The organism is Prevotella sp. E13-27 (assembly GCF_023217965.1).
Classification (GTDB): Bacteria; Bacteroidota; Bacteroidia; order Bacteroidales; family Bacteroidaceae; genus Prevotella.
In genome coordinates this window covers 340,961-359,982 of record NZ_JALPSC010000002.1, presented here as the reverse complement: position 1 = coordinate 359,982, position 19,022 = coordinate 340,961, and the positions used below count along the sequence as shown (strand labels likewise).

At 47.1% G+C, this 19,022-nt stretch carries 9 protein-coding genes; 8 read left to right on the top strand and 1 reads right to left on the bottom strand.

Annotation, left to right across the window (positions count from 1 at the left end; all coding sequences use genetic code 11):
* Positions 1–188: 188 nt before the first annotated feature.
* The 5 genes from M1L52_RS10400 (at position 189) to M1L52_RS10380 (ending at position 14,159) form a co-directional block, all read left to right on the top strand.
* Complete coding sequence (locus M1L52_RS10400) at positions 189–4,994, top strand: InlB B-repeat-containing protein (protein ID WP_248614930.1); 4,806 nt, start codon at positions 189–191, stop codon at positions 4,992–4,994.
* Positions 4,995–5,188: 194 nt separating this feature from the next.
* Positions 5,189–8,494 (top strand): SusC/RagA family TonB-linked outer membrane protein, encoded by a 3,306-nt coding sequence (locus M1L52_RS10395; RefSeq protein ID WP_248614929.1) that lies wholly within the window; start codon positions 5,189–5,191, stop codon positions 8,492–8,494.
* A gap of 15 nt (positions 8,495–8,509) precedes the next feature.
* A complete protein-coding gene (locus M1L52_RS10390) occupies positions 8,510–10,534 on the top strand; it encodes a RagB/SusD family nutrient uptake outer membrane protein (protein WP_248614928.1) in 2,025 nt (674 codons plus the stop codon).
* A gap of 23 nt (positions 10,535–10,557) precedes the next feature.
* The gene (locus tag M1L52_RS10385) at positions 10,558–12,300 is read left to right on the top strand and encodes a DUF5123 domain-containing protein (RefSeq protein ID WP_248614927.1); all 1,743 of its coding nucleotides are present in this window, start codon (positions 10,558–10,560) and stop codon (positions 12,298–12,300) included.
* Positions 12,301–12,476: 176 nt separating this feature from the next.
* Entirely contained in the window at positions 12,477–14,159 is a 1,683-nt protein-coding gene (locus tag M1L52_RS10380) for a polysaccharide lyase family 1 protein (RefSeq protein ID WP_248614926.1), read from the top strand.
* Here M1L52_RS10380 and M1L52_RS10375 read toward each other — a convergent pair whose 3' ends face one another.
* On the bottom strand, positions 14,160–15,080 hold the full coding sequence (locus tag M1L52_RS10375) for an AEC family transporter (protein ID WP_248614925.1): 921 nt from the start codon (positions 15,078–15,080) through the stop codon (positions 14,160–14,162).
* A 272-nt stretch (positions 15,081–15,352) separates the two neighbouring features.
* On the opposite strand from M1L52_RS10375, the gene M1L52_RS10370 reads away from it, so the two are divergent.
* The 3 genes from M1L52_RS10370 (at position 15,353) to guaA (ending at position 18,980) form a co-directional block, all read left to right on the top strand.
* Entirely contained in the window at positions 15,353–16,090 is a 738-nt protein-coding gene (locus M1L52_RS10370; RefSeq protein ID WP_248614924.1) for a nucleotidyltransferase family protein, read from the top strand.
* Positions 16,091–16,449: 359 nt separating this feature from the next.
* Complete coding sequence (locus M1L52_RS10365) at positions 16,450–17,205, top strand: hypothetical protein (protein WP_248614923.1); 756 nt, start codon at positions 16,450–16,452, stop codon at positions 17,203–17,205.
* Between the two features lie 128 nt (positions 17,206–17,333).
* Complete coding sequence (gene guaA, locus M1L52_RS10360; RefSeq protein WP_248614922.1) at positions 17,334–18,980, top strand: glutamine-hydrolyzing GMP synthase; 1,647 nt, start codon at positions 17,334–17,336, stop codon at positions 18,978–18,980.
* Positions 18,981–19,022: the final 42 nt, after the last annotated feature.

The following is a 19,022-nucleotide window of genomic DNA, read 5'->3' as shown; positions in this document are numbered from 1 at the left end:
GCCCAGAGACTCCCACCGAGTTCCCTGGGTCTTTCACAGTTTCACAATTCACAATTAAAAAAACGAGACCCCTACCCCAACTTTTTTCCAAGAATAAATAGGTGGAAAGAAAATCTTTTATTACCTTTGCCCCCAAATACTGCTAAAACTATTTTTCAAATATACAACAATTAAAAAACTAAAACATTATGAAGTACAAATTACTAAGGTTAACCCTCATGAGCCTCCTTATGATGCTCTGTGGGAGCGCGTTTGCAGATGAAGTCACCATGATGTACAGTGGCTCGACTACTAACATGACTGGTGAAAACGACGCAGCACTATTAGGCCTTGACGCAACAGAATGGAACGTCATTGCCGACAAAGGTGCGGCAAGCAATATGCCAGGCCTGAACAAAGCTGGTAATATCCGCCTTTACGGACATAAAGATGGAGGTAACACCATTACCGTGCAGAACCTGTCAGGAAAGACGATCAGCAGCATTGCTATCACCTACGTAAGCTCAAGCTACAGCAACGCCTATGTAGCCGTAGACGGTAACACAGTGGAAGGAGAAGACGGTGTCTATGCCATCAATGGCAGGGCATTCGTCATTGGCAATGCCAACACCTCAAGCGTACAGGTTCAAATCACACAGATTGTCATTAACTATGGTGATGCCAGCGACACACGTACCGCTACCAACATTTCGCTGGGCGACCATGCCACCACTGGTAACGTTGGTGCATCGCTCTCTCTTCCCTCAGCAGCACTGGTTGCTGGCGAAGGTAACGTGATTACCGATGCCACACTCACCTGGGACAGCAGCGATAAGACCGTAGCCACCATCAATACAGAGACGAATACCATCAGTCTGCTGGCAGCCGGCACCACCACCATCAAGGTGGAATTTGCAGGCAACGACACCTACAAGCCCAGCAGCGCCAGCTACACGCTGACAGTGAAGGATGTCAAGAGCTATACCAGCATTGCGAAGATGCTGGAAGAGATCACAGCCACAAAGACTGACATTGAGTACACCTTCACAGGAATCTGCGTGACCTACGTGAACGGCAGCTACACCTATATCCACAGCCCACGCGACGGCGACATGCTGCTCTACGGCAGTAGCCTGGGACTGGAGCAGGGAGCTATCTACAACGGCTCACTCGCTGGTAAGCTCTATACCTACAACGGACTTCCTGAGATTGCTGTCAACGCAGCCGACGTCAATGCCGTGAAACAGGAAGGAACAATGACGATTGACATCGCTACTATCACCGTTGACCAGCTGTCCAGCCACCTCAACAAGATGTGTACCATCCAGAATGCCGAGTTTGTTTCAGCAGACGGAAAGAACCTCACCTTCAAGGTGGGCGACACAGAGTTTACTGCACGCAACAACTTCAACCTCAGCACAGAGACTCTTACCGCAGGCACGAAGTACGAAATCACAGGCTTCGGCGCTGTATATAACAACGCTTATCAGATCTATCCCACACAGTTCAATGAGGAAATAGAAGCTCCTACCTTCCCCAAGACGGCAAAATGGGATTTCTCAGGCAGTTCTGAAGCAGCCACTGCCGCTGTTTCCATCAGCGGAACGAACAACAGCATTGACATCACCAGCAACGGACTGAAAATGACCGTTGAAGCCAACGGACAGACTATCCGCGACAATGGCAACAGCATACAGACCGGCGACGGCGTTGTGTTCAAGGTTCCCGTACAGGGCAAGAAAGACGTTGTGACCGTGGAAGGCTTCCCTGGCTACTTCGCCTACTCTATCGCAGGCGTTGATGCTGAAACTGCAACAACCAGCTACACAGCAAAAGCAGCCGACGTGGCTCAGGGCTATGTGGAGATTGTGAACAAGGGACAGTATCTCATCTCGATTTCTGTGACGCAGAACGAGGACGAAGAGCCTGAAATAGCAAAAGATGTAGTGGCTACATGGGACTTCCAGAACAAAGTGCCAGCTACAATCGTTGACGTGAACATTCAGGGCACAAAGACCGAGAAGGTTGCTTCCGATGTGGAAGGCATTGAGATGACCGTCATCTCTGAAGGCGGCAAGCTGCAGTACAACGCCAGCGGCTATGCACAGTTCAATGTGAACACCACGCTACAGATTCCTGTGAAGAACGCTGGCGACATTGTTGCAGTAGTAAGCTATCCAGGACAGTCGAACTACACCGTAGGCGGTGAGGACGCAACAGGCAAGAACGAATTCGAATATACCGCAAAGGCAAACGATGCCACAAAGGGATACGTAGAAATCATACCTACTTCGACAGCATATCTCTATGCCATTAAGGTGCTGCAGAAGGCTCCTCAGGGTGCTGTAGTGCTCGACAACGAGCCTGTTACAGCTACATTCCCATTCAATCTGGGTACTGAGGGACAGACAGCCACATTCACTAATGGCGACTACTTCCTGAACAGCAAGGTGACCCACGGCGAGGGTGTCATCCTCGAAGGCAAGGACAACAAGGGGCTGAACCAGACTTGGTTCAACGTTGCAGCAAAAGACAGCAAGGCTAACGACGGCAACGCCATCAACTTCATCATCACGCCGAAGCCCGGCCTGACGTTTACTCCCACAAACGTATCGTTCAAGAGTACCCGTTACGGAACAAATGGCGGTAAGCTCGACATTGCTTGGAAGAACAGCGACGGCACACTCGTATCGCTTGCTACAGCCGAGCAGCCTCTACGCGACAATGCAACGCCAAACGTGAGCGAGTTCAGCTATGAAGTTGGTGCAAAGGCCAGCGACGGCGCATGCGGACTGCAGATCAACCTGTACAGCCTCGACCCAGACAAGCACGTAGGCTTCTCTGAGATCATCATCAACGGTACGTTGAGCGGAGAAGAGAAAGCACTTCCTATCCTCGCATCGTTCAAGATCAACGGCTATGAGTATGCTGCCGACGACTTCTTTGCCGACGACTTCGAAGCCACGCTGAAGCTGTCGAAGAGCGTTGCAATGGTAAGCGCCGAGAATCCGCTCACCGACGTAACGGCTGCCAGCGGCGAAATTGGAACCATCACCTACGAAGGAACGGAGACAAGCTGCAAGGTCACCATCCCGATGACTGCAGGAGAGGTAAGCCAGGACTACGTGCTGAACATCATTCAGAAGCCCGACTACACACTGACCTATCTGGCTGTTGACGGCAGCGAGCTGACAAAGCAGACTGTTGAGGAAGACGCAGCTATCGGCGAGTTCGCTTACGACATTGCCAACGTCCAGGCTACGAAAGACGGCTACAAGGCTCGCGGATGGTTCAAGCAGAACTATGTTGGAGCGAAGTATGCTACCACAGACGTAGTTACTGCCAATGCTACCCTCTATGCAGTAGAGACCGAGATTGAGGTGCCAAGCAACAGCCGCAAGTATGTGTATGACCTGACTAACGCCAACTTCTTCGATGAAGACCACGAAGGCTTCAACTCTGTAGGCAGCGGTCACTACCACAACAACCACGGATGGGCATTCAACAACGGCGACAAGATTGAGCTGCTCGTAGGCAAGAAGGCTACCATCAACTTCACGCTCTGCCAGTATTCTAAGGAAGGAGCTACCATCTCTGCAAGCAACGGCGCAGAAATCAGCGCAGTGGCTCAGAACGACGGCGGCTCAGGTTCATTCGACTACGAAGGTGAGGAAGGCACACTTACGCTGACCATCAACTCTACAGGCGCAGTCTATATGCACGGCATCACCGTATTCAACACCAGCGAGCCTAACTTCATCAAGCAGGGCGACTGGATCATTGTGAAGAACAGCGACGCCAGCAGTCTGCTCGACGCTATCGAGGTGGCAAAGGGCATTGAAGGTGCAAAGGTATTCCTGCCAAACGGCACTTACGACCTGGGCAACACAGTTAAGACCATCATCTCTGGTAAGAACGTGTCACTCATTGGCCAGAGCGCAGAGAACACCATCATCACAACCAAGCCTGTAGAAGAAGGACTCGACAAGGCCGACCTGCTGAAGAACACTGGCGAAGGCCTCTACATGCAGGACATCTCGCTGAAGAACAACTTCTCTTACGGTGGTAATGACGGACGTGCAGCATCGCTCCACGATACTGGCACAAAGACCGTATGCAAGAACGTGTTCCTGCTGTCATATCAGGACACCTACTATTCTCACAAGGTGGGCGGCCTCTACTACTTCGAGGGCGGCGAGCTCCACGGAACAGTTGACTACCTCTGCGGTAACGGTAAGGTTTACTACGACAGCGTGAAGCTGGTGAACGAGGTTCGCGGCAGCGCCACCGTAACAGCAAACTCAGAGTTGTATGTGTTCAACAACTGCACCATCGAGAACAATGCCAACACCTATAACCTCGGCCGTGCATGGAGCGACCATCCAGTATGCGTATATCTGAACACTACCCTGCTCGACCCAGACCGTCTGGTTTCTACACGTTGGAACCTCTCAGGTATCAACTGCGACTACAGCGTTGCTGGCGAATATGGCACAAAGAATGCTGCTGGTGAGAACATCACGCCTGCTTCGAACACAGTGACCTTCACAAAGGAGAATACCACAATAAACACCATCCTCGATGCGACAGCACTGGAGACCTACTCTATCGAGAACGTGCTCGGCGACTGGGCTGCAACAGCCAAGGCAGAAGCTACACAGGTGGCTGCTCCAAGCGACGCAGAGCTGGCTACTGGCAAGATTCAGTGGACAGCAGTAAACGGCGCAACAGCTTACGCAGTATTCAAGAACGACGTGCTGGTAGCAATAACCGAGGGCACTTCTGTTGAGGTAGGCACAAAGGAAGATGGCGACACATTCACCATCCGTTCTGCTAACCAGCGTGGTGGATTCGGCAAGGCAGCTGCTGTAAAAGAGGAGACCACTATTATCCACTTAATCAACCCTGAGGCTCTGAAAGCTAAGGATGGAAACATCTACAACATCAGCGGACAGCGCATCAACGCACCTCAAAAGGGTATCAACATCATTAACGGAAAGAAAGTCATCAGATAAAAACTGACTGATAGAATTGTTCAAAATGGCGGGCACAAAGTCGTGTCTGCCATTTTTTTGTCCATTTTTTAAGATTCCGTTTACTTTTTCATTAAAAATGAGCAATTATTTAAATACTTTTTCGTAAATTTGCGCAGTTTTACCAAAACAAGCTAAAAGAAACTAATAATATTATTAACTCAAAACTTTAATTTATGTCACTAAAACTAAAGAGTATGCGAACGGCGCTTGTGCTTGCCCTTCTCCTTTTTGTGGGCAGCATAACAGCGCAGACCGTAAAGGTCAACGTGAAAGACTCAAGCGGTGAAGGAGTCATCGGCGCAAGTGTGCTGGAGAAAGGCACACGCAACGGTGGTGTCACCGACTTCGATGGTAACTTTACAATCAAGCTGACTGGAAAGAACCCTATCGTCATCTCCTATCTGGGAATGAAGACGAAGACCGTTGACCCAAAAGGAAAAGCATCAATCAGCGTGGTACTTGAAGAAGATAACACCACACTTAACGACGTGGTGGTAATCGGTTACGGCACAGTACGCAAGAAGGACTTGACGGGAGCTGTAAACACAGTGAAAGGCGCAGATATTGCAAAAGTTCCTGTAACCAATGTTGCTGAAGCACTGACAGGTAAGCTTGCAGGTGTGCAAATCACAGCTACTGACGGTTCTCCTGACGCAGAAATGGTTATCAAGGTGCGTGGCGGCGGTTCTATCACAGGTGACAACACGCCTCTGTACATTATCGACGGATTCCCCGCATCAACAATGAGCGACATCTCTCCAAGCGACATTGAGGACATCACAGTACTGAAGGACGCTGCTTCAACAGCCATCTACGGTTCTCAGGGTGCTAACGGTGTTATCCTTATTACTACCAAGGGTGCCAAGAGCGGCAAGACGACAGTCAACTATAACGGCTACATACAGCAGAAGAGCATCAGAAAGAAGATTGACACAATGTCACCTTACGAGTTTGCTATGCTGAACTATGAGAAAGCAGCTATTCGCGGAACTTCTCAGATTAATGACTTCGAGTCTCGCTATGGTGCATTCGAAGACCTGGAGCTATACAAGCAATACGATGGTATTGACTGGCAGAAAGAGATGTTTAACAACAACGAACTGTCACACTCTCACAACGTAAGCGTTGCAGGCGGTACAGACAAAACAAAGTTCACACTGAGTGGAACCTATGCATCAGACAAGAGCCTGATGGAAGGCAACGGATATGACCGCTATAACCTTAACTTCAAATTGAACCATGAGCTCTACAAAGGCCTGAAACTAGACTTCGGAGCACGTATCTCTGACACAGAGACACAAGGAATGGGTACTGGCGGCGGCACATATAAGATTCGTTCATACGATGCCATAATGAAGGCTCCTATCAACGTGCTCTATGCTGGCGATGACGATGTAGATACCAGCATGATGAGCGATGAGGACTATCAGGAATGGCTGAAAGCCACACGTACAATGAAAGACCAGGTAAACGACTACTGGCGCCGTAAGAACGAACGCCGTTACAACTTCAATGCCGGCATTACTTGGAATATCAACAAGCACTTCACCTATCGCTTAGAAGGTGGTTATGACCAGGCATTCTTCCAGCAGAAAGACTGGTACAGCAAGTACAGCAGCAAGGCATTCAAAGATGGCGGTGAGCTGCCTGTTGGCGAATGGACAAAGAGAGATACTTGGAAGGGGCGTGAGACACAGACCTTGACATGGAAGCAGAAAATAAACAAGATTCATGACTTCACCGTAATGGCAGGTCAGGAGTATGTTGCTACCAACAAAGAAGAGAACAAAATGGTAGGTATGTACTTCCAAGAGGATATTAAGCCTGAGAAGATGTTTGCCAGCATGCAGTCGAACTCGCATGCCCAGGGCTCACAGACCATTTCATCATCACTCGGCAAGGAAGACCGCACAATCTCTTACTTCGGACGAGTGAACTACACACTCATGGACCGCTACCTGCTCACATTAACTATGCGTGCCGACGGTAGCTCGAAATTCTCAGAAGGCAACCGCTGGGGCTACTTCCCTGCAGCCGCTCTTGCATGGCGTGTTCTGGAAGAGCCATTTGCTGCTCCTTTGCAGAACGTGATGAGTAACCTGAAGTTCCGCGTATCTTATGGTACTGCTGGTAACAACCGTATCGGCGATGCTATGTATGAGACCACATATAAGGCTTATTCAAGCACAAAATACTATGGTGCAGGCAATCAGCAGAACGCACACTACACACTGAACAACAGCCAGTTGGCTAACCCAGACCTGAAGTGGGAGACCACTATTACACGTAACGTGGGTATTGACTTCGGCTTCTTTAAGGAGCGCCTCTCTGGTAGCTTGGACTTCTACTGGAACACTGTAAAAGACCTGCTCGTAACAGCTCCTATCACCGCTATCGGCTATACCGAGATGCAGCAGAACATTGGCCAAACCTCTAACCGTGGTATTGAGTTGACACTGAACGGAGTAATCCTGCAGCACAAAGACTACTCGCTGAACGTGAACTTCAACATCGGCTTCAACAAGAACAAAGTTGACAATCTGGCTGACGGACAGACCTATATGCAGGCATTCTCAAACGCTGTCGGTACAGACATGAAAGACCGCGATGACTATCGCGTAATCGTAGGCGAGCCTCTCGGACTGGTTTGGGGCTTCCAGACAGACGGTTTCTATACCGTTGATGACTTCAAGACAACTACTGACGCAAGCGGTAACACACAGTTCGTTATGGAAGGTAGCAACTATGTGCTGAAAGACGGCGTAGTGAAGAACACCTACTCTACCGCAGGTTCAAACGCTGGCCTGCGTCCGGGTGCTATGAAACTGAAGGACTTGGACGGTGACGGTGAAATCACAAACAAGGACCGCACCATCATTGGTCGCACACAGCCTAAATTCCAAGGTGGCTTCGGTCTGAACGCTACATACAAGTGGTTTGACCTCTCAGCCAACTTCACCTATGTTGTAGGCAACGACGTTTACAATGTGGACAAGATGCTGGCTTCACAGTTCTATCGTTCACAAAAGGGTGCCGCTCTGCGTACTGACATGACTCCAGTCACAATGGGTGGTAAGGCATTCACATATATGGATCAGTCAACAGGAGAGATTGTTACAGACTACAACACCCTGAAGACCATGAATGCTAACGCAACGATGTGGTCACCTCTGACAATATCTGACAACAACCCCGTTGCTACTGACTATGCTATTGAGGACGGTTCGTTCCTGCGCCTGCAAACCCTGACACTCGGATTCACATTCCCGAAGGCTTGGATACAGAAGTTTGCTTGCAACCAACTGCGCCTCTACTGCACACTGAACAACGTGTTCTGCCTGACCAACTACAGCGGCTACGACCCAGAAGTAAACTCTTCACTACGTGGCAGCAAGGCAAATGGCATGACACCTGGTGCAGACTTCTCTGCTTACCCAAGATCGTTCTCTTGGACTGCTGGTGTAAACGTTTCATTCTAAAAAACAACGAATCTTATGAAAAAGAAATTAATATATATTCTTACTTTCGTTGCCGGACTGGGATTCACTGCCTGCGAAGATGCGCTTGACACAGAAGACCTTTCAACCGACAACCTCGACTATCTGTGCTCCAACCCAACGGATGCACGAAAAATGATAGACCACGTCTATTCTTACTTCTGCGAAGACTCATACACCTCACGTATGAGCACCAACTGGATGCAGAACACCGATGTCGAAATAGGATGGATTGACACAGAAAATGCAGAGAAGGGCGACCGTCGAAGCGTTTGGGGACTGAACATGATAGAGTTTTCTGATATTCAGACCTGCTGGGACAACACATTGAAAGCTATCGATTTCGCAAACCAGTGCATAGTAGGTATCGAAGCTGCCGATATGTACAAGAGCGGCAATAAAGACATGAAACAGCTGCACGGCGAGGCATACTGCCTGCGTGCATATTGGTACTGGCTGTTCTGTAACTTCTGGGCTGACGTGCCATTCGCTACTACACCAACCACGAAGGATGACATGCACAATGACCCACGTACAGACAAGAACATCATCTACACCCATCTGATTAAGGATTTGATTAAAGTATATCCAGAAATGCAGACTGCAAAGGATGTATCTGTAGAGCGCATGAATAAAGACTTTGCTCTGGGTATGATTATGCGTCTGGCCATGTTCCGCGCCGGCTATTCCATGCAGGCTGACGGCACAATGAAGCTTTGCGACAAGACATCAGAGGAATATCAGGTTACCTATACCGACATCAATGGTAACAGCGTGACAGCTACAACACCTGCCGACTACTATCAGTTGGCCATCAATTTCGGAAAGGTACTTGAGGCACAGACATCTCATACACTGGACACCAACTTCAAGGCTATATTCGACAACGAAATCAATGGTTGCAACCCCGGTGATGGTGATGTGCTCTTCGAGATGGGATTCACGCCTAATTCAGGTGGCGACATTGGCTGGTGTCATGGTCTGAGCGTTGATGGTGGCAGTCGTGGTGCTGGCAAAACCTACACCAACCTGACTCCATACTATGCTTGCTCATTCGACAAGGATGACCAGCGCCGCGATGTTACTTGCACGAACTACAAGTACATCACAGACGACACACAGGCAGCACAGGATGGTGAGGGCATTCAGCCAGCTAAGTGGTGCCGCATGGATCTCTCAGTGACCAACGTTGCCAGCAAGGGAACAGGTATCAACTGGCCTGTGATGCGCTATGCCGACGCTCTTCTACTCATGTCAGAAGCTTACTTCCAGATTGGCGACATGGCTAATGCCAAGACTTATCTGAAGAAGATTCGTGAGCGTGCGTTCACCAACTCAGCCAACAAGACAGCCAAGGTTGACACCTATGTTGACGGACTGACAACAGCTGACTTCATGAAGGCTATTCGTAACGAGCGTGCTTGGGAGTTTGGTGGCGAGAATATTCGTAAGTTCGACCTCATACGCTGGAACTACTATAGTGATGCTATCGTTGATTTGATTGAATGGACGCTGAAGGTTGCCAAGAACTACAACCAGCTCGACGATGACCTGCTGCAGGACAAGACATTGCCTATCGTTGACATGGGAATTGCTCCACGTTTGTACTACAGCTACACAGCAGGAAAGGTTGTCTTCGAGAACGATTACAACACATACATAGATCGTAGCATATCTCCTTACAAGGAAGCCACAACACTGTCTGACGATGTTATTAAAGCTGCCGGCGTTGGTGCATCAATTCCTGGAACTTATTATGTTACACTGACCGATAAGTTCATCAGTGAAGAAAAGCAAGCCGACGGAACAAGCTTTACTCCAAAGAAGTTTGGATTGAGCGAGAAAGTCGCTGCAAGTTTCTTCGGTCTAACAAGCGAGTATGTCAACGGAAAGACATTCAACTTCAAACCTGCTGAGCTTCGTGCAAAAGTAACTCCTTACGTATTCCCCATCCCCAAGACACGTATTGCTTCTTCAGGCGGTGTACTGTCAAACGATGGTTATGCTATTCGTAACAAGTAATCACAATAAAGAACAATCCATTTATGAAACTGAATAAAATCATAGCAATGACGCTACTGGCTGCCACAACTTTTGCGGTAACCAGTTGTAAGGACGACGATGACAACAACACCGCTTCGCGTCTGTTCCGTCCTATCGCTTCAGTAAGTGCTACTGGCAATGACCTGCTTGTCACTTGGAAGTCAATTACTGGCACTAGCGAATATGTGTTGGAACTTTACTCTGTCACTTCTACAGACGAAAACGGCAATCCTAACTACACACAGGTTCAGGAAGCACGCACATCGTCAACTACCTATACTTTCAAATCACTTGCATGGGATGAGAAGTATATGGTAAAGATTAAAGGAATAGCTGGCGACAAATCCTCCATGTACTACCAGACGAGCGATGTGTCAATAACCTACCCTTCTATTCTGTCAAATGTTAAGACCATCGACGCTGCTGCAAGACTGACTTGGGATGCTACCAGTAATGACACCATCAAATGTATTCTTGTATTTGAAGACGGTGTTGCCGATGCTGTTCAGACAATTAAGGTAAGTAAGACCGACTATGCTGCAGGACAGATGGACATTTATGGTTTGAAGAACTCAACATCATATGTGTTCAAGACATACAACAGCACAACGACGTTCAACAATGACACCTATAAGGGAAAGATGACGGCTACAACGAAGGAGCCCACCGATTTTGACACAAAATACGGTGCAGGTAACTACATTGATATACGCGACTGGGATGAAGACCAAGCTAAAGATACATTGAAGAGTGCTGATTTCCAGGCTATGCTGAAAGAAGGTATTACCGTTATTCTGCGCGGTGAACAGGATTACAAAGTAAATAACACGCTGACCTTCGACAAGTCGGTTACCTTTGTAACAGGTCCTACCCTTGGCGGAAATGCTCGTTTCATCAGCAGTGGAGGTATGACTCTTGTAAAGGGAAAGGATGCAAACGTGGCAAAGTTGCAGTTTATCGACATAGATTTCTACAGCGACAAGGCAATTGCCGACCTTCCCGTTGAGACATGTACGGAGAAAGGATTCGGCGGACGTCAGGTATTCAACGAGAACGGCACGAACTCAACTCTTGATTCTATCGTCTTCAAGAACTGCCTCATCGAAGGCTACCGTGCTGTAGTACGCGCCCAGAATGCCAACGATGCTATTCATCACGTATATTTTGACGGATGTACCATCAACGGTATTGGCGATCAGGGTATTGTTACTACCTCAAACAAGGCTGCCGACTTCCGCAGCGTAACGATGAAGAACTGTACTGTAACAAACGTTGTGATGGCTTGCGACCTTCGTGCAACAGCAAGCGCCATTTCGTTCAATATACGCAACTGTACGTTCTGCTACGCTCCTATTGAGACAAAAGCTAATGCCAACACTCCACTTCTCCGCTTCAACGGCAATTCCAACGAAGTTACAATCAATATTGAAAAGAGCTTGTTTGGACCATCAATGATGACGAAGGATTGCGACGGCGAGACTGTACAGACCTTTAAGGCTGGTACAAATGGTTCTATTTTCCTGAATCCACAGGATGTTACGCCAAACGTATCCAGTGCTTTCCGCACCAACTTTGACTGGACTTCTATAGGTGAAGGTGAGGCCGCCAAGACTTACGGTATCAGTGGTATCGAGTCACTTGGCATGAGTGAGACCGACCTTTGGCAAGACCCTGCAAAAGGCAACTTCAAAATTAAGGCTACCTTAGCTGAAGATGATTTGGGCGCAAAAAAATGGTGGAAATAACGGTTAAGATATAGAATTCTCTTTCTACAGGCACACTATCGACACAAAGATAGTGTGCCTGTTTTTTAAATCATTACACGCTAAGCAATGTTTACCACATGATTTATCAATAATTACACCTATTATATATAACAAAATCCGTATCTTTGCCGAACAATTAAAACAATGATGTCATCATGAAGTGCATTCTGAAGAGTCTATTCTCTATTCTTTTCGCTTTTCTGTCTAACAGTATAGCTGCCCAAACGCCAGCTTTCCCTGGTGCCGAAGGCTTTGGCATGTTCACAACAGGTGGACGTGGAGGTGAAGTCATTCACGTCACAACTTTGGAAGACGGGACACAGAAAGGAACCTTCCGCTATGCCTGTAATCAAAACAAGAAACGTACCATCGTTTTTGATGTAAGCGGAACAATTCACCTTACATCAGAACTAAAGCTCAGTAAAGACAATGTGACAATTGCTGGTCAGTCAGCACCTGGTGACGGTATCTGTATTGCCGACTATCCTTTCGTGGTTTCTGCCAACAATGTTATTATCCGCTTCCTGCGCTTTCGTTTAGGCAACAAGGCACTTAAAGACAACGCTTCAGCCCATGAAGGTGATGGACTTGGAGGTATGGACAAAAAGAATGTAATCATAGACCACTGTTCAGTAAGTTGGAGCATTGATGAATGTCTATCAGTCTATGGCATGGAGAACCTTACTGTACAATGGTGTATCGCCTCACAAAGTCTTAGAGCATCAGGCCATTCGAAAGGCAATCATGGTTATGGAGGAAACTGGGGAGGCGCAGGCGCATCTTACCATCACAACCTGTTAGTCCATCATGATTCACGCACGCCAAGACTTGGGCCACGTCCGAGTACCCAGACGCGCGAACAGATGGATATGCGCAACAATGTTATATATAACTGGTGCGGCAATGGGTGCTATGGTGGTGAAGGCATGAAAGTGAACATTGTAAACAATTATTATAAACCAGGGCCTGGTACCGCCAAGCGCAGCACAACCATTCAACAGCGCATTGCCAGCATCAACATCCGCACATCGGAATACACCAAGCATGACACCAGCTCACCCAATCAGTGGGATGTCATGTGGCATGTCTGGGGAAAATACTATGTCAATGGCAACGTAAACTCAAAATACAATTCTGTAACGAATGACAACTGGACCTACGGTATGTATAACCAAATAGATGCAAACGGCAATGATGGAACTTATACGCAAGCCACAAAGGACACAATGCGTGTTAATCTGCCAATTCATTTCCAAAGCGTTACCACTCATTCTGCTGAACAAGCCTACGAGCGTGTGTTAGCTTATGCTGGCGCATCACTTCACCGCGACTGGTTAGACGAACTGATGGTCAGTGATACACGAAATGGTGTAGCATCATACACAGGAAATGCAAGCGGAGATTGTCCTGGTATCATTGATTCACAGGAAGACAATCGTCCTGCCAATGCTCCTGCCGACTGGCAGGCATGGCCTACACTTACATCGCTCCCCACCCCTAACGATACTGATCAAGACGGCATGCCCGATGAGTGGGAAGAAGCCAATGGACTGAACAAAAACAATGCATCAGATGGTCAGGCGATAACCAGTGACGGATATAGTAACTTGGAACACTACCTAAACTCTTTGGTTGCCGACATCACCGAAGCACAACTCATGGGGGGCATACAGCTATCAAACCAAGACATCTATTCAGACGAAACGGACATCAAGCAACTCGAAAGCTACAATATTTCATCTCCCTTTATTTATGATCTATGCGGCTGTCGTTATAGCAGCATGCCTACGCACAAAGGACTTTATATAAAGGAAGGACGAAAGGTAATAGTAAGATAACTAAAACAACAGCGTCACCAGCAATGGTATTGTTATCATGGAGAGAATGGTAGTAACGAACGTCACCTCCGTGATAAGCGATGTGTCTTTGCCGTGACGCAAACAGAGGATAGTTCCATAGGTTGCCACAGGCATTGCAATTACTAACGTGTTTATGTTCACTACCAAAGGAGAGAACCAGCCTAATTCCACGAACAAATAGTGAATGCCTACAGGAAGAATTGCTAAACGCAGGAGTGATGTAATAAAAACAGTGGCATTGCCCAACAATGCACGCAGCGGAAGGTTCGACATAGACGAACCAATGATGAGCAGGGCAGCAGGCACTGTGATGTTGCCAATCATAGTCAATGGCTGACTGATAGCTGACGGAATATTATCTATTCCCAACGCTACGATAAGCATAGTGATATAGGCTGCAAGCATAGGAGTGCTGTAAAGGACCTTCTTCTGAAAGCGCGAGCGGTGCTCTTCCGTCTGTAGCGACTCGCCATTGTCGCCAACAACAAGCATAGTACCAATAGTGAAAACGGCAAAGGTGTTGACAACATTGAGTACAGCGGCATAGAATATTGCTTCGTGGCCGAAGATGGAAGCTACAACAGGATAGCCCATGAAGCCAACATTGCCAAACATCAGTGCAAAGCCTATGACTCCTTCGTCAGTCTTTTTCTTCGTTATGTAGCGAGGCAAGAATATTGCCACAACTGCAAGTATTATATATGTTATGGTGCTGATAAGCAGTAAAGGAAGAATCAGCCTGCGGTCTGGCAGGTCGCCTGTCATTGCAGAAGAAAGAATCAATGCAGGACAAGTAATATCAATAACAAGTTTCGACAGTCGCTTATCAAAGCTGCCGCCCATATATTCCAGTTTTCCAGCCAAATAGCCCACTACTACTATGGCAAAAAGTGTCATCATTACTACAAACATGGGTGCAAAGGTACGATTAACCAAGCAAAAAGCCAAAGAAATTTGCAATTTCGCTCACTTATTTATACCTTTGACTTCGTCGAAAGTACTAACATTCGACAAAAAAAGAAAGTATTTCTTTGTTTTGTGCTCACTTAATCGTACCTTTGCAAGGCAAAACCTAACATAGCTACGCTTATGAATAATCAATGGCTTGAAATCGCTGCCGTAATCATCCTTGTGATACTCGGCATTATTATCTACCGCAAAAAGAGTAACGAATGAAGCAGGCAATGATTTTTGCAGCTGGGCTTGGCACTCGTCTGAAGCCGCTCACAGACACTATGCCAAAGGCATTGGTACCTGTAGGAGGACAGCCCTTGCTGTGGCATGTTATACAAAAGCTAAAGACTGCAGGATTCGAGCGCATAGTCATCAACGTGCATCACTTTGCACAGCAAATAGTTGACTACCTGAAAGCAAACAACAATTTCGATATAGACATACGCATAAGTGACGAAACAGAGATGCTACTGGAGACAGGTGGAGGCATCAAGAAGGCCTTGCCGCTTTTCGATTCTCAGAGTCCCATTCTCATTCATAATGTCGATATACTGAGTAACATAGACCTTACAGCAATTTACGACGAGGCTCAGCAGTTTAATGTCGATGCATTGCTGATGGTCAGTTGGCGTAAGACAAAGCGTTACCTGCTCTTCGATGAAGAGATGATTCTCGACGGATGGACGAACATTGAGACAGGCGAGATACGCAGTCCTTACCCTGCCCTCAATCCATCGGAACTGAAACAGTTGGCATTCTCTGGCATACACATCATCTCGCCACATGTATTTCCATTGTTTCAAGAGATGCCCGTGCGTTTCGGCATCATAGACTTCTATCTGAAGTACTGTCACCAATGCGCCTTCATGGGCAAAGAGATGAAAGACCTCCGACTAATGGATGTCGGAAAAATTGACACGCTGTCAGAAGCGGAACAGTTCATACAGGCTTTATAAAAAGCTGATTGTAATTTGAGGAACATTTTTTTATACAGATATTTGGACACAAATAAAAAAAACGCTATATTTGCAGCATTATAAACATTGACAATATGACATAACGAAAAAAGAAAGACATATTAACTAAGAAGCGTCCGCTTTAATTCTTGTTCTTGAAAATCGCCAATTTAAAAGAACCCACAAGAGTAAAAGTTGAGATGCTCACGCCTTTGGCGTGGGCTTTTACTCGTATAAGTGGGTTAGGTGTTTGGCGATACCTCAAGAACGTAAGCGAAGTAATTGCTCACGTTTTCTTTTTGTATGTTTTCGAAAAGAAGGTACAACCAAACAAAATGATATATTAAAGATTTAAAACTATGAAGAAAATGTCTTTTTCAAAAGTAATGAGCATGATAGCCATGTTCTCGTTAACTAACGGCTTTATCGCATGTAGCAGTGATGACAAGGATGATGTTACTAACAATGATCCGACCGTCGAATCCGAATCGCTGAACGTCTGCCCTGACGGAAATCATCCACACTTGATAGATCTTGGACTTCCCAGCGGCAAAAAATGGTGTTGTTGCAACATTGGTGCTAATAATCCTGAAGGCTACGGCAAATATTTTGCCTGGGGGGAAACAGAAGGAGATAAAGCTAACAAAAAATTCACATGGTCGAATTACAAATGGTGCAATGGAACTCAATACACACTTACGAAATACTGCAGCGACAGCCGATATTTGGCTTCAGGCACAACTCCAGATAACAAGACAGAACTCGACTTAGATGATGATGCAGCCTACGCAAGCAACAACAACTATTGTATGCCAACATCAGCTAATATAAAGGAACTTCTTGACAACACTACACTGAGATGGATTGTTGGAAATGGTGTAAAAGGCGCCATCTTTAAGAGCAAACTCAACGGCAATTCAATTTTCCTTCCCGCCTCAGGTTATTGCGGTGAGAAGGAATACAGCAAAGGAGAAGTAGGGTTCTATTGGTCATCGTCAGTTGATAGCTACAGTTCAGACTTAGCAAAAAGTCATTTCTATGTATCGAAAGACAACACGGTTATGAGATCAGAGTCAAGATATTACGGTATGAGCGTGCGTGCTGTTGGGAAATAATGACAAGGACATATTTCACTACAATACATGAATGAAAAAAATGGCATTACCTTTGGTAGTGTCGTTTTTTATTTGTAATTTCGCGGCGTTTTATTGGAGTGCATACAATTAAACCACAATTCATATTCATGCAACAGAAGATTATCATTCTTGATTTCGGTTCGCAGACCACGCAGCTCATTGGTCGTCGCGTGCGCGAACTGGACACCTTCTGCGAGATTCTTCCGTACAACAAGTTCCCCAAAGATGACCCAACAGTGATTGGAGTCATACTGAGCGGTTCTCCCTACTCGGTTCACGACCCCGAGGCGTTCAAGGTTGACTTGAGCCAGTTCGTAGGTCGCCTTCCTGTATTGGGTATCTGCTACGGAGCACAGTTCATCTCGCACACACTTGGCGGCAAGGTTGAAAAGGCTGACAGCCGCGAGTATGGTCGTGCCCACCTGCAGACCGTTGACACTACCAACCCTCTGTTCAAGGGCTTTGAACCAAACTCACAGGTATGGATGAGTCATGGTGACACCATCACCTCAATCCCAAATGACTTTGAGGTTATTGGTTCTACAAAAGATGTAAAGAACGCTGCATTCTGGTGTGCTCCTGACACAAAACTCTCAACTCTCAACTCTCAACTCTCAACTGGCATTTGGGCTGTACAGTTCCATCCGGAGGTTTTCCACACTATTCAGGGTACACAGCTCCTGAAGAACTTTGTTGTTGACATCTGCGGAAGTAAGCAAGAGTGGAGCGCTGCATCGTTTGTTGACACAACGGTGGCAGAACTTAAAGGTCAACTTGGACAAGACCGTGTAATCCTCGGACTCTCTGGCGGTGTTGACTCAAGCGTGGCTGCCGTACTTCTGAACGAAGCCATCGGCGACCGTCTGACATGTATCTTCGTTGACCACGGTATGCTACGCAAGAACGAGTTCACGCAGGTCATGGAAGACTACAAGGTTCTTGGTCTGAACGTTATCGGCGTTGATGCAAGCGAGAAATTCTTCGGTGATCTTGCCGGCATCACCGATCCAGAGCAGAAGCGCAAGATTATTGGTCGCGACTTCGTAGAGGTGTTCAATGCTGAAGCAAAAAAGATTACCGATGCTAAGTGGCTGGCTCAGGGAACCATCTATCCAGACCGCATTGAGAGCCTCAACATAACAGGTAAGGTCATCAAGAGCCACCACAACGTAGGCGGACTGCCAAAGGAGATGAATCTCCAGCTATGTGAGCCACTGAAGTGGCTGTTCAAAGACGAGGTACGCCGCGTAGGTCGCCAGTTAGGTATGCCAGAGCACCTCATCACACGTCACCCCTTCCCTGGTCCAGGTCTTGCTGTGCGTATACTTGGTGATATCACGCCAGAGAAAGTTCGCATTCTGCAAGATGCCGATGACATTTATATCCGAGGACTTCGCGAGTATAAAGTTAAACTGAGCGGTGAGGAAGCACGTAAGGTATTGGCAGCTGGAGTACCTGCACAGATGGAGGATGGCGAGATAGAGGTTTCACTCTACGACCAGATATGGCAGGCTGGCACGGTACTGCTTTCTACCGTCCGTTCCGTAGGTGTTATGGGCGATGAGCGCACATACGAACATCCTGTTGCTTTGCGTGCCGTAACATCAACCGATGCTATGACAGCCGACTGGGCTCACCTACCCTATGACTTCATGGCAAAAGTGTCTAACGAGATAATAAATAAGGTACGCGGAGTGAATCGCGTTTGCTATGACATCTCGTCAAAACCACCTGCAACAATTGAGTGGGAATAGTATATTTGTGCAACTCAGTTGCAAAGATTCACACTTTGTAGT